The organism is Bradyrhizobium sp. ORS 86 (genome assembly GCF_045571475.1).
In the GTDB taxonomy this organism is placed as follows: domain Bacteria; phylum Pseudomonadota; class Alphaproteobacteria; order Rhizobiales; family Xanthobacteraceae; genus Bradyrhizobium.
The window spans coordinates 2,556,224-2,579,671 of record NZ_CP120699.1 but is presented as its reverse complement, the minus strand read 5'-3'; the positions used below and the strand labels follow the sequence as shown (position 1 = coordinate 2,579,671).

The 23,448-nt window shown below is 61.2% G+C and carries 20 protein-coding genes; 7 read left to right on the top strand and 13 right to left on the bottom strand.

Features of this window, described 5'->3' with window-relative positions:
• The first annotated feature begins 10 nt into the window (after positions 1-10).
• Positions 11-1,369 (top strand): hypothetical protein, encoded by a 1,359-nt coding sequence (locus P6U25_RS11530; RefSeq protein WP_407151288.1) that lies wholly within the window; start codon positions 11-13, stop codon positions 1,367-1,369.
• Positions 1,370-1,406: 37 nt separating this feature from the next.
• The gene (locus P6U25_RS11525) at positions 1,407-2,132 is read left to right on the top strand and encodes a formyltransferase family protein (protein ID WP_407152495.1); all 726 of its coding nucleotides are present in this window, start codon (positions 1,407-1,409) and stop codon (positions 2,130-2,132) included.
• A gap of 59 nt (positions 2,133-2,191) precedes the next feature.
• Here the strand turns inward: P6U25_RS11525 and bioB are convergent, their stop codons facing one another.
• From bioB to P6U25_RS11510, 3 genes are all read right to left on the bottom strand, one after another.
• Entirely contained in the window at positions 2,192-3,241 is a 1,050-nt protein-coding gene (bioB, locus tag P6U25_RS11520) for a biotin synthase BioB (protein ID WP_407151287.1), read from the bottom strand.
• 202 nt (positions 3,242-3,443) lie between these two features.
• On the bottom strand, positions 3,444-4,898 hold the full coding sequence (locus P6U25_RS11515; RefSeq protein WP_407151286.1) for a short-chain fatty acid transporter: 1,455 nt from the start codon (positions 4,896-4,898) through the stop codon (positions 3,444-3,446).
• A gap of 55 nt (positions 4,899-4,953) precedes the next feature.
• A complete protein-coding gene (locus P6U25_RS11510; RefSeq protein ID WP_407151285.1) occupies positions 4,954-8,406 on the bottom strand; it encodes a molybdopterin-dependent oxidoreductase in 3,453 nt (1,150 codons plus the stop codon).
• Positions 8,407-8,494: 88 nt separating this feature from the next.
• On the opposite strand from P6U25_RS11510, the gene P6U25_RS11505 reads away from it, so the two are divergent.
• From P6U25_RS11505 to P6U25_RS11485, 5 genes are all read left to right on the top strand, one after another.
• On the top strand, positions 8,495-9,175 hold the full coding sequence (locus tag P6U25_RS11505; RefSeq protein ID WP_407151284.1) for a GntR family transcriptional regulator: 681 nt from the start codon (positions 8,495-8,497) through the stop codon (positions 9,173-9,175).
• 329 nt (positions 9,176-9,504) lie between these two features.
• Entirely contained in the window at positions 9,505-10,875 is a 1,371-nt protein-coding gene (locus tag P6U25_RS11500) for an integrase arm-type DNA-binding domain-containing protein (protein WP_280972971.1), read from the top strand.
• Between the two features lie 688 nt (positions 10,876-11,563).
• Positions 11,564-12,193: an FMN-binding negative transcriptional regulator gene (locus tag P6U25_RS11495; protein ID WP_280972972.1), complete on the top strand. Its 630-nt coding sequence runs from the start codon at positions 11,564-11,566 to the stop codon at positions 12,191-12,193.
• Positions 12,194-12,769: 576 nt separating this feature from the next.
• The gene (locus P6U25_RS11490; RefSeq protein ID WP_280972973.1) at positions 12,770-13,507 is read left to right on the top strand and encodes an HAD family hydrolase; all 738 of its coding nucleotides are present in this window, start codon (positions 12,770-12,772) and stop codon (positions 13,505-13,507) included.
• Positions 13,508-13,768: 261 nt separating this feature from the next.
• Positions 13,769-14,713, top strand: coding sequence for a TauD/TfdA family dioxygenase (locus P6U25_RS11485; protein WP_280972974.1), 945 nt, complete (start codon positions 13,769-13,771; stop codon positions 14,711-14,713).
• Positions 14,714-14,945: 232 nt separating this feature from the next.
• Here the strand turns inward: P6U25_RS11485 and P6U25_RS11480 are convergent, their stop codons facing one another.
• The 10 genes from P6U25_RS11480 to P6U25_RS11435 are packed head-to-tail and all read right to left on the bottom strand — an operon-like array spanning position 14,946 to position 23,422.
• Positions 14,946-15,185 (bottom strand): DUF2274 domain-containing protein, encoded by a 240-nt coding sequence (locus tag P6U25_RS11480; protein ID WP_280972975.1) that lies wholly within the window; start codon positions 15,183-15,185, stop codon positions 14,946-14,948.
• A 4-nt stretch (positions 15,186-15,189) separates the two neighbouring features.
• Positions 15,190-16,404, bottom strand: coding sequence for a TrbI/VirB10 family protein (locus P6U25_RS11475; RefSeq protein WP_407151283.1), 1,215 nt, complete (start codon positions 16,402-16,404; stop codon positions 15,190-15,192).
• Complete coding sequence (trbG, locus tag P6U25_RS11470) at positions 16,404-17,327, bottom strand: P-type conjugative transfer protein TrbG (RefSeq protein WP_280978185.1); 924 nt, start codon at positions 17,325-17,327, stop codon at positions 16,404-16,406. Before trbG ends, P6U25_RS11475 begins: the two co-directional genes overlap by 1 nt.
• A 59-nt stretch (positions 17,328-17,386) precedes the next feature.
• A complete protein-coding gene (trbF, locus tag P6U25_RS11465) occupies positions 17,387-18,070 on the bottom strand; it encodes a conjugal transfer protein TrbF (protein WP_280972976.1) in 684 nt (227 codons plus the stop codon).
• A gap of 35 nt (positions 18,071-18,105) precedes the next feature.
• Positions 18,106-19,335: a P-type conjugative transfer protein TrbL gene (gene trbL, locus P6U25_RS11460; RefSeq protein ID WP_407151282.1), complete on the bottom strand. Its 1,230-nt coding sequence runs from the start codon at positions 19,333-19,335 to the stop codon at positions 18,106-18,108.
• Positions 19,332-19,715, bottom strand: a complete 384-nt coding sequence (gene trbK-alt / locus P6U25_RS11455; protein ID WP_280980453.1) for a putative entry exclusion protein TrbK-alt — start codon at positions 19,713-19,715, stop codon at positions 19,332-19,334. Before trbK-alt ends, trbL begins: the two co-directional genes overlap by 4 nt.
• The gene (gene trbJ / locus P6U25_RS11450) at positions 19,715-20,440 is read right to left on the bottom strand and encodes a P-type conjugative transfer protein TrbJ (RefSeq protein ID WP_280972979.1); all 726 of its coding nucleotides are present in this window, start codon (positions 20,438-20,440) and stop codon (positions 19,715-19,717) included. The genes trbK-alt and trbJ overlap by 1 nt, the downstream gene beginning before the upstream one ends.
• A complete protein-coding gene (gene trbE / locus P6U25_RS11445) occupies positions 20,437-22,878 on the bottom strand; it encodes a conjugal transfer protein TrbE (RefSeq protein WP_407151281.1) in 2,442 nt (813 codons plus the stop codon). Before trbE ends, trbJ begins: the two co-directional genes overlap by 4 nt.
• Positions 22,879-22,886: 8 nt before the next feature.
• On the bottom strand, positions 22,887-23,150 hold the full coding sequence (locus P6U25_RS11440; protein ID WP_280972983.1) for a VirB3 family type IV secretion system protein: 264 nt from the start codon (positions 23,148-23,150) through the stop codon (positions 22,887-22,889).
• Positions 23,150-23,422, bottom strand: a complete 273-nt coding sequence (locus P6U25_RS11435) for a TrbC/VirB2 family protein (protein WP_280978186.1) — start codon at positions 23,420-23,422, stop codon at positions 23,150-23,152. The genes P6U25_RS11440 and P6U25_RS11435 overlap by 1 nt, the downstream gene beginning before the upstream one ends.
• Positions 23,423-23,448: the final 26 nt, after the last annotated feature.

The window sequence follows — 23,448 nt, the reverse complement described above, 5'->3', positions numbered from 1 at the left end:
AGGCGTGGGCATGACATCGGCTGACATGACGCAAGCGGAAGGCTTGCGGGACAATCTCGACCAGTTGCTGTCGTCGAACGGCATCCGCCTCGGTGCAGCCCAGCGCCGCCGGCTCGTATGGCTGGTAGAGCGGCTTGGCAACGCCACCTGCCATCAAGGCGCCTCGGATCCGGTCCGGGATAGCGGCGTCGTCGTGGTCGTCGAGCCGCCCAGCGGGCCCGCTGCCGAAATGCTTTATCGGTCGCTTCGGGCCAATTCTGCGGTTGTAATCCCCTTCGGCGAAAATCCGGCGTTCGATTTCCTGAAGTCCAAGTTGACAGACTTCGGGACGATCGGGCCGAGCCTCGATGGCCCGCATGAGATGTGGTGGGGCGGTCTCAACTGGCGCGCGATCGCGCTCGACGGCGGTCCTCCGAACGATACGCCGCTGCGCGTGGTTTCCTGCTATCCCCGCGCATGTGGGGACGATCAAGTACGCTGGCTTCGCGACAAGCTGGCCGAGTTCGAGATCGCCTCTGACATCGCACCGATCGAGACGGCCGACGGCGGGCACATACGCGCATCCGAAAAGACCGCCTTCATGCTGCGGATGTGGCACGAGCACCGCGAGCCGCTGCTCTTCATCGAGGCCAACGCAACGCTCACCGAGCCGCCGCGGCTACCTTCGAGTCTTGATTGCGACGTCGCGCTTCACAAGTGGAACCGGTGGGAGATGTCGGCTCGCACCCTCTTTCTCGGGCGCTCCCCCGCAGCCGAGGCGCTGCTGCAGACCTGGCATCATATCGCCAGCGCCTATCCGCAGGTCTGGGAAGGTTACCTGCTCGATCAGGCCTGGAGCCTGACCTCGTCGCAGATGCCGCTCGATACGGTGTGGCTGCCACGCTCGTATCATGTGCCGGCCGAAGACGTCGGCACGCCCCGGCACACCACGGTCGTTCACAATCTGCCTGCCGACAACTCCGACCTCGGGCCTGACGCCGAATTCGGCATGGCGATGCGAACCGCACGACGCGCCAGCCGCAGCGGCGGTCGCGACTCCATGATCGTGGTGAAGTCAGAGGCAATGGCGAGCGACGTGGTCACCGTGATCATGCGCGACATCGCAACCAGCGATGCGCGCGAGGTAGCGGCCAGCATCGAAGCGTTGACCGGCGCGTTCGCCGCCGATTGTGGCGGATTCGGCCGGCTCGAGCTCTCGCTGTGCTCCTGGCAGGACGATATTCGCGCGGCCAAGTCGGCAGCCCGGAGCGCGAATAACCGGATCATCGAGATTGCGCCGTGGCAGACGCTCCCCGCCGATCTGTTCCGGACGGTAGGGCAATCGCGGAATAGCGGAAGCGTTGTGGTCATGACCGGACAACGTGGATGATCTCGGCCAGCAAATGACAGAGGGGAGGACGAAAAGCATCATGAAGACCATCATCCTTCTGACCGGCGTTGCCGACCAGCAATTCGCACTCCGCGAGCTGTTGAAGGCACACAATACCGCCCTGTCGTTCCGCTGCGCGGTCACCGCCGATGACCTCGCCGCGATCGAGACCGAGGTGCTGCGCGAGGCTCGCCTGCTGGCATTCACCACCGGCGTGATCGTGCCGCACACGATCCTCGCGGCACTCGGCCATGGCGCCTACAACTTCCATCCCGGCCCACCGCAATATCCCGGTTGGGCACCGGCGCATTTTGCGCTCTACGATGGGTCGCGCACGTTCGGCGCCACGGCCCATGTGATGGCCGAGCAGGTCGATTCCGGCCCGATCATCGGGGTCGAGTCCTTCATCATCCCCGACAAGATCAGCGTGCGCGGGCTGGAGCAGATGGCCTATGTGCGGCTGGCCCATCTGTTCTGGCGGATGTCGGGCGACCTCGCCTGCGATCCCTCGCCGGCGAGCGCGTTGCCGATCGTTTGGTGCGGGGTCAAGAGCACGCGGCGGATGTACCGGGAGATGTGCGAGCTTCCCGCCGGCATCAGCGCCGCCGAGTTGGCTCGCCGCATCAGGGCGTTCCACGACGATTTCCGCGGCATCCCCCTGACCTACAGCCTGCACGGCATCCGTTTCCGGCTCGCAACCGCGCCCGCGCAGGTCACGGCGGAGCCGGAGGTCGTGTCGCCGCCGCTTGCTGCGGCATCCTGACCCGCGGACGCAAGGCTGTTTCGCACAGGACACGGCTCGGGCTCTGCGCGAGATCAGCGTCATCCCGCTTGAGCGATGCGCGTTGATTGCTCGGCGGGCACAACCTGCCTGTTCCGCTCCAACCCTGAGTTGATGCCGAGCCGATCGAGCAGCTCGGCGTCGCGGTCGCGCTGCGGATTGCGCGTGGTCAGAAGCACGTCGCCGATGAAGATCGAATTGGCGCCAGCGAGGAAACAGAGCGCCTGCAATTCGTCGGTCATGTACTGCCGTCCGGCGGAGAGCCGCACCACGCTCCTCGGCATCATGATGCGGGCGACCGCGACGAGGCGTGCAACCGCGATTGGATCCGGTCGCTCCGCGGTGGTATTGACCGGGACGCCCTTGACCTCGTTCCAGAGGTTGATCGGAACGCTCTCGGGATGGGTCGGCAGATTGGCGAGCAGCACGAGCATGCCGAGCCGGTCGGTGACCTGTTCACCCATGCCGATGATGCCGCCGCAGCAGACCTTGATGCCGGCCTCGCGCACATGGCTGAGCGTATCGATCCGATCCTGCAGTGTCCGCGTGGTGATGATCCGGTCGTAGTGCTCCGGGGATGTATCGACGTTGTGATTGTAGAAATCGAGCCCGGCGTCGTGGAGTCGGCTCGCCTGCGCAGGCGTCAGCATGCCCAGTGTGACGCAGGTCTCCATGCCGAGGCCTTTGACGGCGCTGACCATCTCGCAGACCTGGTCGAGATCGCGATCCTTCGGATTGCGCCACGCCGCGGCCATGCAGAAGCGCTCCGCACCGGCATCCTTGGCACGCTTCGCGGTCGCGATCACGTCCGCCTTGTCCATCAGGCGTGTCGCCTTCAGGCCGGTGTCGTAGTGAGCGCTCTGCGAGCAATAGCCGCAATCCTCCGGGCAGCCGCCGGTCTTGATGCTGAGCAGGCTCGCGGTCTCGACATGATTGGGATCGAAATGTGCGCGATGGATCGTCTGCGCGCGAAACATCAGGTCGGAGAACGGCAGGTCGTAGAAGACTTCGGCCTCAGCGCGGGTCCAGTCGTGACGGGTGGGCTCGGGATGATTCCCACTGCCCTGTGATGCGCCCATAGTGTTAATCATAACGCTTCATTCTCCGGTTTTCGGCATTCAGGCCTCGGCATCCTGCCGCGCCAAGGCCGATGCATCTGAGCTGGAGATATGCGTCCATTCCATGGCGTGCAGTGGCCGCAGCGGCCACCGCCTCGTATTTTCATGGCGAGGTATTATCTGCGGGCCTTTCGCCGACCCGACGTCGGGACGCCCAGCGTCCGGCCAGGCCGACTCAGGGCAGAATCGGCGGGTGATAGCTGAAGGTCGCCATCAGGATGGCGGCCAGCAGCATCACGATCGGGAAGTGGATGAAGAACTGCACCGACGTATAGCCGATCAGATCCTTCGACTTCAGCCCGAGAATACCGAGCAGCGGCAGCATCCAGAACGGGTTGATGAAGTTCGGCAGGGTCTCAGCGATGTTGTAGACCATCACCGTCCAGCCCAAATGCGCGCCGATGTCGTTGGCTGCCTTCATGATATAAGGCGCCTCGATGATCCACTTGCCACCGGCCGACGGCACGAAGAAGCCGAGCAGCGCCGAGTAGATTCCGACCAGGAACGAAAACACGGTAGAATTGCTGGAGGCGCCGACGAACCAGTGCGCGATCGTGTCGGACAAGGTCGTGCCGTGGCTGTTCGGCACCTTGGTCAGGATCTGCGCGATGCCGGCATAGAATGGAAACTGCAGCAGCACGCCCGAAACGCTCGGCATCGCCTTGGAGAAAGATTCGATCAGGCTGCGCGGCCGCCAGTGCAGCACGATGCCGAGAATGAGGAAGACGAAGTTGTAGGTGTTCAGCCCCGACAGGGTGATCAGCGGATTGCCGGATTCGAACGTCTGCCAGAGCCACCCGCAGGCGAGAACGGCAATCAGGATCGTCAGGATCGGGCTGAACTCCAGCCAGTCGCCGGGGCGGGCCGGCTTCTTCGCCTCGATGCGATCGTCGCCGAGAGCAACGCCGAGATCCTCCGCGGTCTTGGCCCGTTCAGGTGCCGGCGTGGTGAAATAGCAGATCATCGCCGATATCACCGTCACCGCCACGACGGTGACCATATTCTGCCAAGTCAGGATGGTTTCCGAGAAACCGATCACGCCGGTGATCGGCAGTAGCGACGCAGGAATGCTGCCGGCGTTGGCCTGAAGCTGCGCGGCCGACGACGTGATGCCGAGCGTGAAGCCGCAGCCAAGCCCGAGATAGCCGGCGGCTCCGGCCGCGCGGTAGTCGAGCCGGATGTCAGAGCGCCGCGCGATCTCGCGCACCAGCAGACCGGAGAAGATCAGGCTCAGCCCCCAGTTCAGCAACGACAGGAAGATGCTGAGCATACCGACGAAGACCACCGCGCCGCGGCCGGTCTTCGGCACACTGGCGAGCCGCGCAAGGAGCGCGGCCACCGGCGGCGACATCGCCACCACATAGCCGCCGATCGCGACCAGCGCCATCTGCATGGTGAACGGAATCAGATTCCAGAACCCGTCGCCGAAGGCACGACTGACCGCGAGCGGCGAGCCGCCATGCAGGATCGCGCCGACCGCAACCGCAATCACCGCGATCAATACAAAAACATAAGCATCCGGAAACCAGCGCTCCGCGAAGGCCACCAGAGCCTGCGAGAAGCGGGCCATGATGTTATCAGCAACAGGTTTTGGTAAGGCTATGGTCTGGTCATGCGTTGCGTTCGTCATCAATCTAATCCCCCTTCTGGTGACGCGGCGACAGCCTTCAGGTCTGCGTTGGTATTCAAAGTGCGAGCGTGAGATCGGTCAGGGGCACGGCCTGGCAGGCGAGGCATTGTCCCTCGCTTCCATCGACGGGCGTGAGATGCGTGAACTGCCCATCGACGACCTGCACCGCACAGCTCTCGCATTGACCGACGCGGCAGCCGCTCGGCAGCGAGACGCCAGCCGCATTCGCCGCGTCGAGCAGCGTCCCCTGCTCCGGCCCCCAGGAAAAACTCCGCTCGCTCTGGGCGAGCCGAATGGTGCGCGGAACGAGGTCACTCGGGACCGTTGGCGGCGACACAAAGCTTTCAGCAAAGATGTCGAAGCGCGGCACGCCGAGCGCCGCCACCGCCTCGACCTGAGCCGCGACGAACTCCGGCGAGCCGCAGATGTAGACAAGCGGACGCCGCGCCGACCATGGCTTGACCAGCTCAAGATCAAGCCGCCCCTCGAGCAACGAATCGCGACCGACCCGATCATGTGCAAGCGGCGCGGAATAGAACGTCACCCGCTTCAGCTCGGGCGTGGCGGCTTCCAGCTCCGCGAGCCGTTGTGCAAACGGATGCTCGCGGCTGCTGCGGCAGCCGTGGAGCAGCAGGATCTCGGGAACGCGGTCGGGCGGCGCAACGCGTTGCAACGTCTCGAGATGACTCATGAACGGCGTGATGCCGATGCCGGCAGCGAGGAAGATCAACGGGCGTGGCCCTCTCAGTGGCGGCGTGAAGATGCCACCCGGCGGCTCCACCATGACTTCGTCCCCAACGGCGAGACCGTGCAGGCGATCCGGCATGAAGAACGGCGCGTCGTTACCGCGCGCTTCGTCGAAGAAGCGCCCTTTCACTGCGATCGAGAGCACGCCCGGCGTGCCACCAGGCCCGGTCAAGGAATAGGCCCGCTCCTCCGGAAAACCGGGCAGCGAGGTCATGACATGCTGGCCCGGCAGGAAGTCCGGCAACGGACAGCCGTCGTGCGGAAGCAAATCAAATGCAACGACATTGTCCGTTTCAGTGCGCCGACCGCCGACGACGAACCGCCGTCGACCGCTCCACACGCCACGGCTTGCCACGGCGTCGCGCTTGATGTCGCAGACCGTCGCGCGCAGCGGAACTGAGCCGCTGACGGGATCGCGCGCATCGTCGTGCAGCACCGCATTGATGTTGCGCGTGCGACTGCCGACGGCCGCGGAGCTATCGCGGCCAAGCGGCGGACAGTCCTCCCACCAGCCGAATTCGGCAACGACGACCCGCTCGTCGAGCGCCGCATTGAGCCGCACTTTCAAGCGCACGTCGCCACCGCGCGTCGCCACCACGGCCCAGTCGCCTTCCACAAGCCCGCGCGCTGCGGCGAGCTGCGGACTGATCTCGACGGCGGGATCGGGCGACTTTCGCCGCAGCGAGGCGACGTGGCGATATGACGTGTGCACGAACCATCCGCTCTTCGCCGTCGTGAGCACGAGCGGGAAGCGTTCGTCCGCCGCCACGAGTGGGCTTTCGGCAGGTTCGACGTGATCCGGCAAGGGATCATAGCCGTGTCCGAGCATAAGCTCGGAATAGAGCTCGACGCGGCGCGTCGGCGTTGCAAAGCCTGTCACGGTCCCATCGTCCCGCACCGTGGCGTATTTCCCGTCGCGGAAGCTCTGCGGGAAGCGGCGTCCCTCCGGATGGCGGCGCAAGTCGTCGACGCCGATGCCGAGCGGCGCCAACTGATAATTCCAGCCGGCTTTGATGTCGCCGCCGAAGAACAACTCACTCATCCCGAGCTTCAGCGCCAGCGCCGCGGCGATCTCATAATCAGCCTTCACGTCGCCGACAGGCTCGACCATGCGCGGACGAAACTGCACGGTTTCGACCGCCTCCTGCGTGATCTCGAAACCGATCTTAAGCGCGTCCCGCTCCCACGGCGTGCTCGCCGGGAGAACGAAATCGGCGCTCTCCGCGGTCGGGTTCATGAACATATCGATATGAACCTGGAATTCGAGCGCATTGAGCGCCGCGCGGTTTCGCTCCGAGTGCCCCTGCGAGACCACGAAATTGGTACCGAAGGCGACCAGCGCGCGCACCGGGTAAGGCTCGCCATCGAGCACGGCCCTGCTGAAATCGCGCGCCGTGATCCACCCCTTCGCCGGCGGGCCGAGCGGCAGTTCGGCAAGGCCAAGCGCCTTGGCCTGCTGCTCCGGCGGCAGGATGTCGTGGTCGTTGAGGGTGCGGGTCGGCAGCGCGACCGGCCAGCGATTGCCGCCGGGCCGATCGCAGGCGCCCGTCAGCGCATAGAGCGTCGCGATCGCGCGCTCAATTGCGGTCGCGTTGCTGTGCTGGCCGACGCCGGTCCAGGAGTGGTAGGCCAGCCGCGGCCGACCAGCGAACAGAGCGTTGAAGGCTTCAACGTCGTCAATAGGAAGCCAGGTCAGCGCGGCGACACGCTCAGGCGTGTAGTCGGCGACCCTCTCCGCCAGCAGTTCGAACGCAGTCTTCGCCGCGATCAGGCGGTCGTCGCGCGCGCGGATGGACAATGTTCCGTGCAGTTGGCCGCCGGTCTCTGGTGCGTAGCGCGTATCGCAAGGCACAGGTGAGCCTGTTGCGTCGAGGCGAACGAAGCTGTCCGGCGCGCCTTCCGGCCATAGCGCGTCGGCGCGAAGAAGGCGTCCCGTCGCGCAATCGACCAGCAGCGGCCCGTTGGTCCATGCATTGACAAAATCCACGTCGTACGCGCTGGTCGCGATGAGGTGACGGATCGCGCCCAGCGCCAGCACGGCATCGGCACCCGGTCGGATGCGCAGCCAGAGGTCCGCCTGCTGGCCCGATCCATTCGGCTTGGGATCGACGACCACCACCTTCGCGCCACGCCGCCGCGCGTCGGCGATCCGCGTCGCCTGGGCGAGCCAGGTGCGGGCCGGATTGTGGCCCCACAACACGATGGCATCCGCATTGTCGTAATCGGGAAAGCCGATGCCCCGGCCGAAGGTCAGGGCGTGGGCATAGTCCTTGTGCCAGCCGCAGATCTCGACCGCGTAGATGAGATTTGGGCTGCCGAAGCCGCGGATGAAGCGCTCGACCCACTCGAAGCTGTCCACCATCGGCGTGCCGCTCGGCGTGGTGACACCAAAGGCGACCGCTTCGGCGCCGCTCTCGGCGCGGATCGCGCCGAGCCGCCCGGCGATCTCGGTCAGCGCCTCATCCCAGGATACCGCGACCCAGCCCGGGTCGGCGGCATCGCGCGGATTCGTACGCTTGAGCGGCACGGTCAGCCGGCGCGGGCTCGCCACGATTTCCGGCGCTGCTCGCCCCTTGGCGCAAAGTGCTCCACCGGTCGGATGGTTATTTAATACCTCAACACCGACGAGGCGCCCGTCCTCGACGACGCTGACTGCACCGCAGCGCGATCGACAAAGCGTGCAATAGCCGGGTAGCCGTTGTTTCACGTTGGTCTCGCCATCCGTGGTTATAGTAACGCATCTTTGTAATGCGTTACACACTTACGTCACACACTACTAGCCCGGTCAAGACTAAGTAATAATCAGGGGCGAATCGGAGCTCCCCAACGCGAGGCGGCCGCGACCATCCATGGACCAGAATTTGCGAGAGCAGGTGCTACAGCGCGTGCGCGCCGAGATCATTTCCGGGCAAAGCGCCCCCGGCACGATGTATTCGGTGCCCAGCCTGGCGGCGAGCCTTGGCGTCTCCTCGACGCCGGTGCGGGAAGCGCTGCTGGAGCTCAGCCGCGGCGGGCTGGTCGAACCGATGCGCAACCGCGGCTTCAAGGTGGTGGAGCCGACGCTGACCGAGCTGCGCAACCTCTTCGAGATGCGCGAGGTGCTTGAGCTGCACGCGGCCGCGCTGGTCGCCGCACATCCTCCACAGGATCTACCAGCGGTGCGCGAATGGGCCGATCAGATCGCCAAGGCCGTCGAAACCGATGACATCCAGCTCTATCTGGAAGCCGACCGCAACTATCATCGCGAATTCATCGCGGCCGCCGGCAACGATCTGCTGACTGAGACAGTGATGGGCCTGCGCGATAAGATGCGGCTCTACGGCATCAGCTCGCGCGCAGGCCGGGAGCGGCAGCAGGCGTCGGTCCCGGAGCACTATCGGCTGATCGAGCTCGCCCTTGCCGGTGAGACCGCGGCGTTGACGACACTGCTGAGGAGCCACATTCGCTCCTGGGAGCCGATCTTCGTTGATGCGCTGCTGCGGTCCAGGGAATACGCTCGCGAACCGCTGTTGAGACAGGCGCGGACCTGAAGGCGCGACCAGATGCCACTACTGACGCTCGCGCGCGGCAACCGACCGAGCCACCTTCCGATCTGCGGAAAATAAAACAGGCCCTTGACGGGCCATCACTTGAGAGTGGTGGGCGCACCAGGGCTCGAACCTGGGACCCGCTGATTAAGAGTTCAAAATCAGCGCTTCGCTGCAATTTCTGAATCCACGACGCGCTACGACGATGATCGAGAAGTCCTTTGTTTATGGGCATTTCTCGCATAGCTTCGCAGTTCGTCGAACCCGAACCCCCAAACACCCCGGTTTGCCAAAACCGTTTGAAAAACCGTTTTAGTTGACTGCTCCCTCCAATGAACAACACTCGCATTCTCCTGAGCGACAAGACCATCGCTCAGTTACCTACCCCGAAGGACGGATGGTACCTAGCCCGCGACACCGAGTTGAAGGGCTTCTTCGTCGTCGTGGGGCGGAGGAAAAGGACCTTCACTGTCCAAGGCGACCTCCGGCAAGGAGGAAAGCGGTCATCTTCCATCAGAGTCTCTATCGGTGATACGCGCGAGTTGACGACCCGAACCGCGCGCGCGATGGCGAAGGAATATCTGGCCCAGATCAGCAAGGGACAGCACCCGAAGGCGACAAAGGAAGTGGGGCACAGTGGCTCCGTCCCGGTCGGAAATACGGTCGGCGCGACTGTTACACTCAGGCAAGCATGGCAGCGATATCTGGTGGCCCATCTGATCCGAAAGGGGCGTAGTGAGAAGACCATAAGTGGTTATCGCGACCATGTAGAACGTCTCTTTGCGGAGTGGCTTGATACTCCATTGAGCGAACTTGCGATGAATCCTGCTCGTGTTGCGAACAAGCACGACGACCTCACGAAGCAGAACGGTCCCTATATTGCGAATGGCAGCATGCGAACGCTGCGCGCAATTTACAATCACGCTCGTAAGACCAACAGATCACTGCCGCGCGACAATCCAGCAGACGCTATCGACTGGAATGAGGAAAAACGTCGCGATACTGGCATGGGCATCAGCGACCTGACCGAATGGTTCAGGGAGTTGGCCGCTCTTGAGAATCCAGTCCGTCGTGAATTTCATCTGCTCACGCTGCTGTCTGGTTCCCGGACCACCGCGTTGCAGCAAGTAAAGCCAAGCCACATCGATTTTCACCGCCGGACTTTGCATATCGAAAAACCGAAGGGTGGCAGGAAGCGAGCTTTTGACATCCCGCTCTCCCGCGAAATGATCCTGTGTCTCATTCGGACAATCCGATTCGGCAGACAAATTTATCCGTTGCAGTCGCAGAAATGGGTATTTCCCGGCGACAGCGCGTCAGGGCATCTAGCTGAAACAAAGGAGGATCGGGGTACACTCTCGAAATGGGGCAATGATCTTCGCCAAACGTTCCGCACTGTTGCATCGGCTGCTGGAGTGTCCGAATTCGATGCGAAGCTTCTTATGAACCATTCGATTCCAGGCGTGAACGCCGGCTACGTTACCCGACAGAAACTCCTCGAGGATCACCTGCGCGGCCAGCAGCAAGCTATCAGCACTGCTGTATTCTCCGCTCTTGGTAAGTCGCTCACGAAAGATTCCGATTTGGGAGCTTGGCTCGGCCGATGGGCAAGCTGCCGTGCAGCCAGCAGAGTTCAAACGAAGCCAGACGTTCCGAGCAACGAACAAGACCGAGCTACCTCCGCGCATACCCGAAGAGGCTGAACTCATATATCGTCGATTTGCCGCGCGCCTGCTGCTCTGTGAGGCGGCTTATCGAGCTTATCGACCGGCGTCATTGTTCGATTCCCTACGTTAACGCACCCAAGAGATCGTCTAAGCTGGCTCAACACGGTTGCGTGAATTGCCGCATGATGCAGAGGCCACGGCCGTGTCGCAAGGCGTTGTATTCCGGCCAGCGAAGCGCTCCGTCAGACGAGCTACTACCCGCGCTGCAATCTTCGGCGATCATCTCGGATGATTGCGCCGTTAGCGAACTCGCACGCCGTCGCGGCTGCCGTGTGCGAATGCCGCCGTTCGGATCGCCGGCCCATGCGTCCCCTGCCACATTCGGGCTTGATCTAGAATCGAACTCGCGGTCGGAACGAACACTCGGCCCACGGCACGACCAAAGTGATTGAGCCCACAGCCGATCCCTTCAAGATCCGACGCGCAGCCGTGGACTTTTTACCATCTTAAGTTCGCGGACCGGCGGCCTCTGGGCCATTACAACCGCCTTACTTAGCCACATCCCTTTCCAACGGGCGCGACGTTCTCTGCCTGATCATCGGCTGGCCAGGTCATGAGCAAGGCCGCTGGATCCACCGGCGAGCCTCTGCCGGGCCGACCGGAACTGGCAGTTTCCAGCGTGCCGACCTGGGTTTATCTCAGAACCACAAACCGGAGAGCTTTCATGTACATACCACCGGCCTTTAGAGATGACGATCTCGATAACATTCGAGAGACGATCCGCTCCGGCCGTCTCGCCAATTTGATCACGGCTACGTCAGACGGACCACTTGCGACACCCCTCCCGCTCTTCCTAGACGAGACCGAAGGCGAACACGGAGCACTGTACGGGCACCTGGCGAAGGCCAATCCGCAGTGGCGTGCGGCCTCGATCGGTGAAGCTCTGGCGATCTTCATGGGGGCGGAGGCCTATGTGACGCCCTCCTGGTATGTCACCAAACAAGAAGCTGAATGTGTGGTGCCGACCTGGAATTACGTCGCGGTCCACGCCCACGGGCCGATTGAGTTCTTCGAGGATCCCGAACGTCTGCTTGCGGTCGTTACGCGGTTGACCAATATTCACGAGACGTTACGCGCGACGCCTTGGTCAGTCAGCGATGCCCCCGCTGATTTCATCGCCGCCCAGCTCTGTGGAATTGTTGGCGTGCACATTCCCATCACCAAGATCGAAGGCAAGCGCAAGATGAGCCAAAATCGTCCCGCGGCTGACCGCATCGGTGTTGCCACCGGCCTCGCGGCGAGCAAACAGCCACGGGATCAGGAAGTGGCTGCCCTGATTCTAGCTCAGGCCTGAGGCGAGCGTAACGAAAATGTACAAGACCAGTTAGGAACGACAGCTGATGCAACGTCGGGTGAGTATCTTGGGTCTCCAAGCTTGGCCCTCATGCATGGACGTGTCCATGGAATCCATGGTCATCGGTCCAAGTTCGGCAGGCGAGACTCGAGCCTCGATTCAACGTACAGCCGAAATACCACAACATGACCAGTCGTCAGTTCGACACCTCGGCCCCGCCCGCCGTGCAGGTTCTTGTCCATGTTCCGACAGCGGCACAATTGTTGTGTCGGCTTCAGTACACCCCGCGAAAGCACGGGTTGATATTTTTCCAACGGATACTCAGCCGCTTAGTACGCACTAGCAGAGCTGGCACGACCATTGCTCCAGCAAAAGCCGACCTAGAGCATCCAAAGGCACGAAACCGGCAGGCAATCTCTCCTTTCCTAAATCCTCGTGTCTAGCTCTCCGAAGAATGGTCAACGCGGTCAACGCACCTCTCAATCCCTCACTGGAGCCTAAACGTAACTGAGGCAGGTCCACATTTGTGGCTCGTATGCTCAGATGAGACCCTTACGATCTGCTCGACGCAGACATATGGATCCAAACTTTAACAATCACGAGCAGACTTACCGCGCCACCACTGCTCTAGGTTCACGCATGAAATCCGCGATCGTATTCGACTGGAATGGTACGCTGCTCGACGATGCCAATGCGGTGTTGCAAACCGTCAATGCCATTTTGAGCCGGTTCAGTCGCGCGACCGTAGACATGCAAAGGTTCCGCGAGGAGTTTGAGCTTCCGCTCTCCGTTCTTTACCGCAATCTGGACATGTCGGAAGATGAAGTCGAAGTCGTGCATAGTAACGACAGCGCCATCTTTCACGACACCTACGAATCCTTGGCAAGTAAAGCTCTTTTACGGAAAGGCGCACGAAATATCTTGCTAGCTGCACATCGCCAAGCCGTTCAAACCGTCATTCTGAGCAATCACATTGTCGAACCAATTCGCGTACAGGTGCGAAGACTTGGCATCAAGAGTTGCGTCACCGAGATTTTGGCGTTTGAGAGCCGCGCAACTCAGTTTAGGAGCATGAGCAAGGAGGACCGGCTGCGCCTGTACATGCAGGCCAATGATCTGTCCGCCGAAAGAACCGTCGTCGTCGGCGACATGCCAATCGAAACGGAGATCGCCCGCAATCTCGGCCTTATCAGCGTGTCGATCACGGGCGGATTTGTTTCCGAATCGCGCTTGCGCGCCGCACGGCCGGACTACATGATACATGACCACCATGACCTAGTACCCATTTTGCAGAAACACCGCATTCTCAATTGAGTGATCGAAGGTCTGCCGTTGGTCACTATTGCTAATCACTGCTTCTTCGCGACTCCATGATATTGAAGGATGATGCCGGCGACCGAGCCCGTTGACTGTCCGTTCCAGTCATCGGTTCTATCCGGTGACCGCACGATTCCTATTGCTCATCTCGGTCCGTAGCCACTCAGGCTCGATCTTTGCGACTGGCACAATGCTTGCTGCTGATCATTCGCTACCGAGGGGCCTAGGAAGCGAACCGCAAGCTTGGAAAATACCGCTATGAGCGAAACGGATTTGATCGATGATGTCATCTCGCGTACCGACGTCGTAAAACGAGCAGTGCGTATCGGCGCCGAGGTCAAAAATATCAAGCTATCGGGGGACTTGCCGAGCCGGACGATTGCAGCGATCAACAGCTTGCTGCTCGAACACAAAGTAATCTTCTTCCGTGGGCAAGGCCATCTCGATGACGCCGAGCAGGAGCGCTTTGCCGCTCGTTTAGGAACTCTAGTGCCGCATCCGATGCTCGGCGTTACCAAGGGAATGGCATCGATCCTCGAACTGGATTCCACCCGCGGCGGCGGTCGCGCCGATGTGTGGCATGCGGATGGGACATTCGCCGATGCCTATCCAAAGATTCTGGTGCTACGAGCCGTTGTAATGCCGCCGTTCGGCGGCGATACGGTGTGGTCGAATACAGCGGCAGCCTATCTCGATCTGGCGCCACCGCTACAACGACTTGCCGACGAGCTCTGGGCCGTTCACAGCAACGTTTTCGATTACGCCGGAATGGCTCGCGTCCGCGACATTGACAAGAAGCATTTTGACGAGGTCTTTACCAGAACGATTTTCGAGACTGAGCATCCCGTCGTGCGAGTTCACCCCGAGACAGGCGAGCGGGCGCTAGTGCTCGGCGCCTTGGTGCAGCGTTTTGTCGGCGTTCCCAAATATGACGGCCAGAAGCTGTTCGATCTATTCCAGTCTCATATCACCGCGCCCGAAAATACCGTGCGCTGGAACTGGATGGAAGGTGATGTCGCGATATGGGATAACCGCGCAACACAGCATTATGCGGTCAACGACTATGGCGATCAGCATCGCGTCGTGCGACGTGCCACAATCGACGGTGATGTGCCCGTCAGCGTTGACGGCCGAAACAGTGTCAGGCGGCTCAAGGTCAACAAACAGCCGCCTATCGACGTCGCTCAACACTCGCGAAGCTAAGAACTCGACAGAACCTGGTGAGCGCGGCGGTATCCCGGGAGACGCGGGTGCACACCTCCCGACAGGGCATCTCCACGCGCACTCCGTGTCGGGCTGCCGCGATCAAGTTGCGCACGCCCACTCGCCCGACATGCCGGCGGGCTCGGCCGTTGCAACGAGAGCGATCCGCTTCGGCTGATGCGGAGCATGTCTTCAGCAGTGGTCGACAGGTTCGTGAAGCGGTAGTGGACGACTATCCTTCACCAGCGACAGGCACGTGAGCTCCACGCTTCAGCCTGGAAAATCCTCGATCGGTGGCCATGAAGCGCGCCAACATAGGTGCGATGAGCTTGGTCGCCTCGATCGGCTGACCACCCTGACGTGTCAAGACTTCTGCATAGGCAATGAGATCACGGTGCACCGCCGCCGGCAATTCCACACTCACTTTGACCGACCTGTCGTCTGGGAGCGCTCCAATTTTGAGCTTTGGCATGTTTTCACCCTCTGTACGGTTCAAGAACGAGATCACGATGGACAATGACACGGACCGGGAACCCCGGCCGTATGGTCAAAGTAGGCTGGATATTCAGGCCGCGTCGAACCACCTGCTGTCCGGTTTGGCTCAGCGAATCGGCCGCGCCGTGGCGCAACGCCTGAACGATTGCACCATTATTGCTATTGGCGTCTGAACCCTCACCTAGCTCCGTGCCGATTGCCAATGAGGTCGACAGCGCCGCGGCTTTGACTAACTCACCCCAGTGATTGTCGACTTCATCTTCGAGGCCAGCATAACCTGCGGCGTCGGCACCAGGCTGTCGCTCGAGAACGATGGAACGTCCGTTCGGCATGATCAGCCGCGTCCATACGAGCAGCACGCGAGACTGACCGAAGGCGATCTGACTATCGTAAAGACCAATCAGGCGTGCTCCCTGCGGAACCAGCAGAAAACGTCCCGTTGGAGAATCATATACGTTCTCTGTTACTTGCGCCACGATTTGGCCAGGTAGATCCGAGCGAATACCTGTGATGAGTGCTCCGGGAACGACGGTTCCTGCCTGAACCACAAATGCTGACGCCGCTTTCGTGATGCGATCCGCGTTCGTGGTGCGGCGATCCACGACGGCGTTGGCGAAAGCAAGCTTTCTGTCCTGCGCGTTCAGCGTTAGTCCATCTTCATTGTTGGATGGCGACGTAGATGGAATCACGCGATCGCCGGTCGATTCGTTCGTTGTCGGATTTTGACTCCCTCGAACGCTTGTCGACACGAAGAGACGGCTGACACGCGCAGCTTCGTTCTCCTGGTTCTGCCGTTGCTGATCTTGGTCAAGTGTAGTCCCAAAGACTGTTGGCGACTGCCCTTGAGCAGAAAGAATCGGACGACCAAGATCGCCCGGAAGCGGCGGCCCGAGTTGCGGCACCTGACGTTGGGCGGCAGCGTAGTCACGTGGTAGAGCCGCAATGCTATCAGCAATGCTATGATGGTCGGTACTATAGAGCTCTTCCGGGGAAGGGCCCGTTGTCTTGTTCTTCTGTAGGGCCCAAAACGCTGCGCCAGCGACGACCGTCAACCCCATCGCGCTGCCAGCCAGGAGAACCTTTCGAGAGAGTCGCGTAACGCGTGGATACCCCGGTCTGAGCCGAAAGGCGTTTGGCGTTTCGGCAGGACCTTGCATTTCAACAGGTGGACGATCGTCCGAAAGATTCTGGCTCATTATGATGGCCTCCCGTCGGTCCGAACAATTCTTACCTTCTGCTGATGCTCCCCTCCCAGGCGCAGTTCGGCAGCGGCGAACAGACGATCGACGATGAGCAGATTGCTGTAGGCACGATAGTTGACGATTTCGGACTTACCGTCCGGGCCAAGCACGAACAGTGGAGGCATCTCGCCCTGAACGATACCTTGGGGGAACTCTATGTAGACCTTGCGGCCGTCATCGTAAGCCGCGAGCGGTCGCCAAGGCGGGCGATCACCTTCGATCGCGTAACGGAAGCGGCGTTGTGAGGCATCAGGCAAGGTGGGCGTTAGAGATAGTGATTGCCCCTTTCTTTGCTCTTCCGGATAGTACCACGAGATCAGCGGCATGTAGGGCTTCTCGCGGGAGCGGAGTTCAATGAGATAGGTCCGCCGGTCGGTGTTGATAACGAGGTTCGTCTCGATCGAGGAACGAGTCGGCTTGACCAGGACATGGACCCGTCGAGCCTCACCACTACCGCTCTCGGTATCACCGATGACCCAGCGCACGGTGTCACCGGCTGCAATCGGCCCGGAACCGACCAGTTGCTCGCCCTCCTCGAGTGCAATGTCGGTAATCTCTCCCGGCGCCGCGTAAACCTGATAGAGCGCGCCCGCACTGAAACTGTAGATCTGTGCGGCGTTGAAGTATCCTCGTCTCCGCGGTTCGACCCGAGCCGCACTATTCGCGACCTCGATCCTGCCAACCGGTTCGGCTTCTTCCTTGGTTCCTGCTTTCCCGCCAAGGGTTGGCTTCCAGGCCGGCGGAACGTGGAGCGGCCGCGACCGATCGTCGAAGGTCGCCGGCGCGGGCGGTAACGGCGGCACGTCGGAATCGTATGAGATCTCGGGCGGGATGAATGTTGAGCAGCCTCCCAACGGGCACACGAAGATGGCTATCATTGAGACCAGCGCACATCTGGGGGCGATGACTCCGGTCCGGCGTTCATAAGGTTGCCGCTTCATTGTCCGAGCTCCTTCGACCAGCTGATTGCGTTGACGTAGATCCCGAGCGGGTTCTTGCGCAAGCGATCGGCGTCGTGAGGCGTCTGAATGACGACAGTCAGAATAGCGGTCCAGCGTTCGGTCGATGCCAGCGATCCGTTCTCATAAGAACGCTGGATCCAGGCGACACGAAAACTTTCGATAGAGGCGCGGATCGCACTGGAGACTTCGACCGAGATCTGCGCCTTGCCGAGCTTGGCAAATGGATCATTGCTCCTGGCATACTCGTTGAGCGCGGCAGCTCCGCGATCGGTGGTGAAATCGTAAGCCCGCAGCCAATTTTGACGAAGGACGATGCCGTCTGCCGGCAGGCCGCGAACGTCTTCGATGAAGCGGGCTAGATGATAGGCAATCTGCGGATCGGTCGGCTCATAATCCGAGTTGGCGGGCGCAACTCTCTGTGCTTGCCCGATGTGATCGACTTCGACAATCCACGGCGTGATCGCTCCCTGCGTCGACTGCCAGACCAATCCTCCGGCTAGGCCGCACGACAACACCAGGCAGCAGAATGCCATTAGCCTCCAGTTCTTCGCCTGTATGCGAGCCGATCCGATACGCTCGTCCCACACTTGGGCGGCCTTTTGATATGGTGTGACTGGCGCTGGCGCTCGCCCGTAGTGAACTGAAGACCTTTTGAACATTAGCATTTCCCCAACAGAGCAGAGTTTTTGACCAACTAGCGCCCGCCCTCCGACAGATCGACTGAGCCGCCACTTCCCCCGGGATCACCTGACCGAACAGCGTGTGTTGCCGCCGAAACGCCCTGACTGATCGTCTGGGTGCGCTTCATGTGCCGTGCCCATTCCGGCGGGCTTTCGACCGAGCCCCCTGACACCTGGCCGATGGATTGGGCGCTGCCGCCCACAGCCGCAGCGAGCCGGCGTAGAGGACTCCCTGGCGCGGAGGTGGCAGCTTCGGCAACGCCGAGAACGCCGCCGCTCCGGTAGGCAGCAGCCGTTCCGCTTGCGATCGCGCTGCCTCCCCGCACAGCACCTGCGATCGCTCCGCTGGCGAGTCCCATGCCGCCGGCGGCGAGACCGGCACCCGCGGCAACAACGCCACCGGCAGCGAGGCTCGTACCGACTGCGGCGCCCGCCCCGAGCTGCGGGCCACCCGAAACCAGACCATTGGCAATGCCAGGCCCAAAGATCCCCAGCCCCAGCAGCGACAACGCGGCAAGAACCAGCGTCATTGCATCTTCAATAGTCGGCTGGCCGCCATTGAAGCCGGAGGTAAATTGGGAGAATAAGGTCGATCCAATGCCGACGATCACGGCCAGCACCAGCACCTTGATGCCGGATGAGACGACATTGCCGAGGACCCGCTCGGCGGCAAATGCAGTCTTGCCGAACAGACCGAACGGAATCAGCACGAAGCCAGCAAGCGTCGTCAACTTGAATTCGATCAACGTGACAAAGAGCTGAATGGCCAGGATGAAGAAGGCCATCAGAACAACGGCCCAAGCGAAGAGCAGAACGGCGATCTGAACGAAATTCTCGAAGAAGCTGACATAGCCCATTAGATTCGAGATCGAGTCCAGGATCGGCCGGCCGGCATCGAGGCCGACCTGCGCAATCTTCCCGGGGTGAACGAAATCACCGGCCGAAAGACCGGTCCCTGATGCCTTCAGTCCAAGACCGGCGAAGCTTTCAAAAACGATCCTGGCGAGACTGTTCCAGTTCCCGATCAGATAGGCAAAGATCCCGACAAAGAGGATCTTCTTGATGAGCCGCGCGATTACGTCATCATCCGTGCCCCAGCTCCAGAACAGACCTGCCAGCGTAAGGTCGATGGCAGCCAGCGTCGTCGCGAGATAGCCGACCTCACCTCCGACAAGACCAAAGCCGTTGTCGATGTAGCGGGTGAACGTTTCGAGGAACTGGTCGATGACTCCGGTGCCCGTCATTGATCACCTTCCCGTGGCGCAACGACCGAGGGACTGCCCTGCGGGATACGGCTTTGATCCTTTGGTGCGGACAATGATGGCGAACCACCGGTATCAGCTTCGGCGATACCGGGCGAGTTTGCCTTGTGACCAAAGAATCGCCGTCGGTTTTCGGCCCAAGCCCTTTGGCAGCGCTCGTAAGCGGGTGCTTGCTCCGACGTCACCGAACGGCAACGTGCCAGATCCGACTCGAGCGCAGTGTTCGCCTTCTCGTTCGATTGCGTCGGCCCCGCAACCTTGTGAGGCTCACGCAGTTGGATCGTGCAGGCAACGATGGCTGCCAGTCCGGCGATCGCCGAAATAGCCAGCGATAGTGCTCTAAAGGCCTTGAGGTCGGTCATCAGTGAAACATCTGGACGTTGGAGGACTGATAACCTTGGCCTTGTCTCAGAAACCGCCAAAGCTGCTCGCGCCCTTGGTCTTGGGCAGCGGCGCGCTGCGCGGATTCAAGCGATTGAGCCCTGCCCTGCGCCGCCACAGTTGCGGTCAGATCGGCGAGCTGCTCCGCCTCAAGCGCAAGGATCTGATTGCCGGCTTGCGTCGCTTGCAAGGCGCCACTTGCGCCCTGGCTTGAGCTCACGAGGGCCGAGGTCTGAATGCGGTTGGTATCGAGGTTACCCACGACACCCGCCTGCACACGAAGCGCGTCCTGAAACGCCGCAACCGAGTTTTGCCAGCGTGCTTGTGCACCTACAAAGAGCGCGGAATCGGATTGGCTGCTGTTCGTCGGCGCGTAACTGGTCGCGAAGGCCCGATCGATCTGTTGCACGTCGTAAGCGATACGCTGTGCCTGGGCCAGGAGTTTCTGGGTCCGTTGAATCGACGCCTGAAGCTGCTGCAGCGAAGAGTACGGCAGGCTCGCCAGGTTCTTCGCCTGATTAATCAGCATCTGTGCCTGGTTCTGCAACGAGGTGATCTGATTGCTGATCTGCTGCAGCTCGCGCGCTGCGGTCAGAACATTCTGAACGTAGTTGTTGGGATCAAAGACGATCAGTGCCCGCGCCGGTCCGGTAGCTGCAAATGACAATACGATGATGCTGATGACTAGGAATCTATGACGGATCATTGTGACTTCTCCAGATTGCTGAGACTGGGAATGAGATCCACGGCCCAACTCGCTTCGCGGTGCCGGAGCCAGGCGGCCACGAAGCCATCGCGGCCGTGCTCTGCGATCAGCCTCTCAATCGCCGCCTGGTCAGTCTTGGAGGATGCGGCCGTAAAGGCGAGCGCAACCTCGCCGAGACCGAGGTCGAACATGCGATTGCCGCGGCGAGATTGGCAGTAATAGTCCCGCTTCGGGGTGGCTCGGCTCAACAGCTCGATCTGGCGATCATTGAGCCCGAAGCGGCGATAGATCGCGGTGATCTGAGGTTCGATCGCCCGCTCGTTTGGCAGAAGCAGCCGGGTCGGGCAGCTCTCAATGATGGCCGGAGCAATGGCTGACCCATCGATATCCGATAGCGACTGGGTAGCGAAGATGACAGACGCGTTCTTTTTCCGCAACGTCTTCAACCACTCGCGGAGCTGACCGGCGAAATCCACATCATCGAGCGCAAGCCATCCTTCGTCGACGATGATGAGGGTCGGACTGCCGTCGAGACGGTCGCCAATGCGGTGAAATAGATAGGCAAGTACTGAGGGCGCCGCGCCAGTTCCAATCAATCCTTCCGTCTCGAATGCCTGGACGGAGGCCTCGCCGAGGCGCTCGAACTCCGCGTCAAGCAGTCGGCCGTAGGGACCGCCAAGGCAATATGGTTGCAAGGCGCGCTTCAGAGCCGTCGACTGAAGAAGCACTGAAAGTCCCGTCAACGTCCGTTCCGCGCGGGGTGCAGAGGCCAGGGACGTCAGCGCCGACCACAGAAGGTCCTTCGCCTCCGGCGTAATGTCGACCTTCTCGCGGGTGAGGATTGAAGCAACCCATTCGGTGGCCCAGCCTCTTTCGGCCGGATCGTCGATCCAGGCCAATGGCTGCAGCGCGACCGGCCCCGTCGCATCTTGCGACAGCACTCCACCAAGGTCGTGCCAATCTCCATCCATCGCGATCGCGGCAGCGCGGATCGAACCGCCGAAATCGAACGCGAAGACTTGGGCGTTGGGGTAGCGGCGGAACTGCAGCGCCATGAGCGCCAGCAGAACCGATTTTCCGGCACCGGTCGGGCCCACAATCAAAGTGTGTCCGACGTCTCCGACGTGAAGCGAGAAACGGAAGGGGTTCGCTCCCTCTGTTTTGCCATAAAACAGGGGCGGACCCTTGAGATGATGGTCCCTCGCCTCGCCGGCCCACACGGCTGATAGGGGAATCATATGCGCGAGATTAAGTGTCGAGATCGGCGGCTGCCGGACGTTCGCGTACACATGTCCGGGCAAGCTGCCGAGCCAAGCCTCGACAGCATTGATCGTCTCGATCATGCAGGTGAAATCGCGCCCCTGAATCACCTTTTCGACCAGCCGTAGTCTCTCATCGGCCGAACGCGGGTCTTGGCTCCAAACCGTCACGGTTGCCGTGATGAGGGCTTCACCAATCTGGTCAGCCCCCAGCTCCTGGAGCGCAGCGTCGGCATCCATAGCCTTGTTCTGGGCGTCGGTATCGAGAAGCGAGGACGCCTCGTTGGTCATCACTTCTTTGAGGATCGCCGCGATCGATTTGCGCTTGGCGAACCATTGGCGCCTGATTTTCGTCAGTAGTTTTGTGGCATCGGTTTTGTCGAGCATGATAGCCCGCGTCGACCATCGGTACGGAAATGCCAGACGGTTGAGGTCGTCAAGAATGCCGGGCGTTGTCGCGGTCGGAAATCCGACGACTGTCAACACACGCAGGTGTGCCGCGCCCAGCATTGGCTCGAGCCCGCCCGTCATCGGCTGGTCCGCAAGCAGCACGTCCAGATACATCGGGACTTCCGGCACACGAACCCGATGCCTTTTCGAGGAAATCGTCGAGTGGAGGTAAGTCAGCGTCTCCGAGTCATCGAGCCAAGCGCATTCCGGCATGAACCCCTCGACGAGTTGCAGAATGCGATCGGTTCGATCGACGAACCCACCGAGAACCTCGCGCGCGTCGCTGCTCGGAGCGCGATTACTGCCTTCATATAGAAGCCGTTCGGCTCTCGCCGCGTCCTCTACCGGTGGCAGGTACAGAAACGTCAGGTAATAGCTCGACTGGTAATGGGCGCCCTCCTCATCGAACTGCGCCTTCCGCTCCGCATCGACCAGCGCGGACGCCACATCCGGAAACGAGTTCAGCGGATAGACTCCAGCGGAATGGCGCTGCGCCTCCACGAACACCGCCCAGCCGGAACCCAGACGACGCAACACGTTGTTCAGCCGGCCCGCGACGGCGACGAGTTCGGCCGGTACAGCACTGTCGAGATCCGGTCCGCGGAATCTGGCTGTCCGCTGGAATGAGCCATCCTTGTTCAGGACGATCCCCTCATTGACCAGGGCCGCCCACGGCAGAAAATCGGCAAGCCGCGTATTCGATCGGCGATATTCGGCAAGATTCATCATGGAAGGCTCTAAAGGCTGAGATGAGCCGGAACCCGCAGATGGCGGCGCACGACCTCGACGAAGGCGGGATCGCGTTTGGCGGCCCAGACGGCTGCGGCATGGCCGATGGCCCAGAACAGCAGGCCCGCGATCCACAGACGCAGTCCGAGTCCAAGAGCCGCGGCAAGGGTCCCATTCACGATGGCGACCGCGCGAGGCGCTCCCCCCATCAGGATCGGTTCGGTCAACGCACGGCGCACTGGCGTGACGAACCCTGCAACTGGCTCGTCCATCAGATCACCATGCCGCCGCCGAAGGAGAAGAACGACAGGAAGAAGCTCGAGGCTGCGAAGGCAATCGAAAGCCCGAATACGATCTGAATGAGCCTGCGAAAGCCGCCGGACGTATCGCCAAACGCCAGCGTTAGGCCTGTGACCACGATGATAATGACAGCGATGATCTTCGCGACCGGTCCTTCAACCGACTGCAGGATTTGGTTCAGCGGTTGCTCCCATGGCATGTTGGAGCCCGCAGCTCGGACAGGTGAGCTCGCAAGCATACCCATCGCCGCTGCGAGCAGCCAAGTCGCGC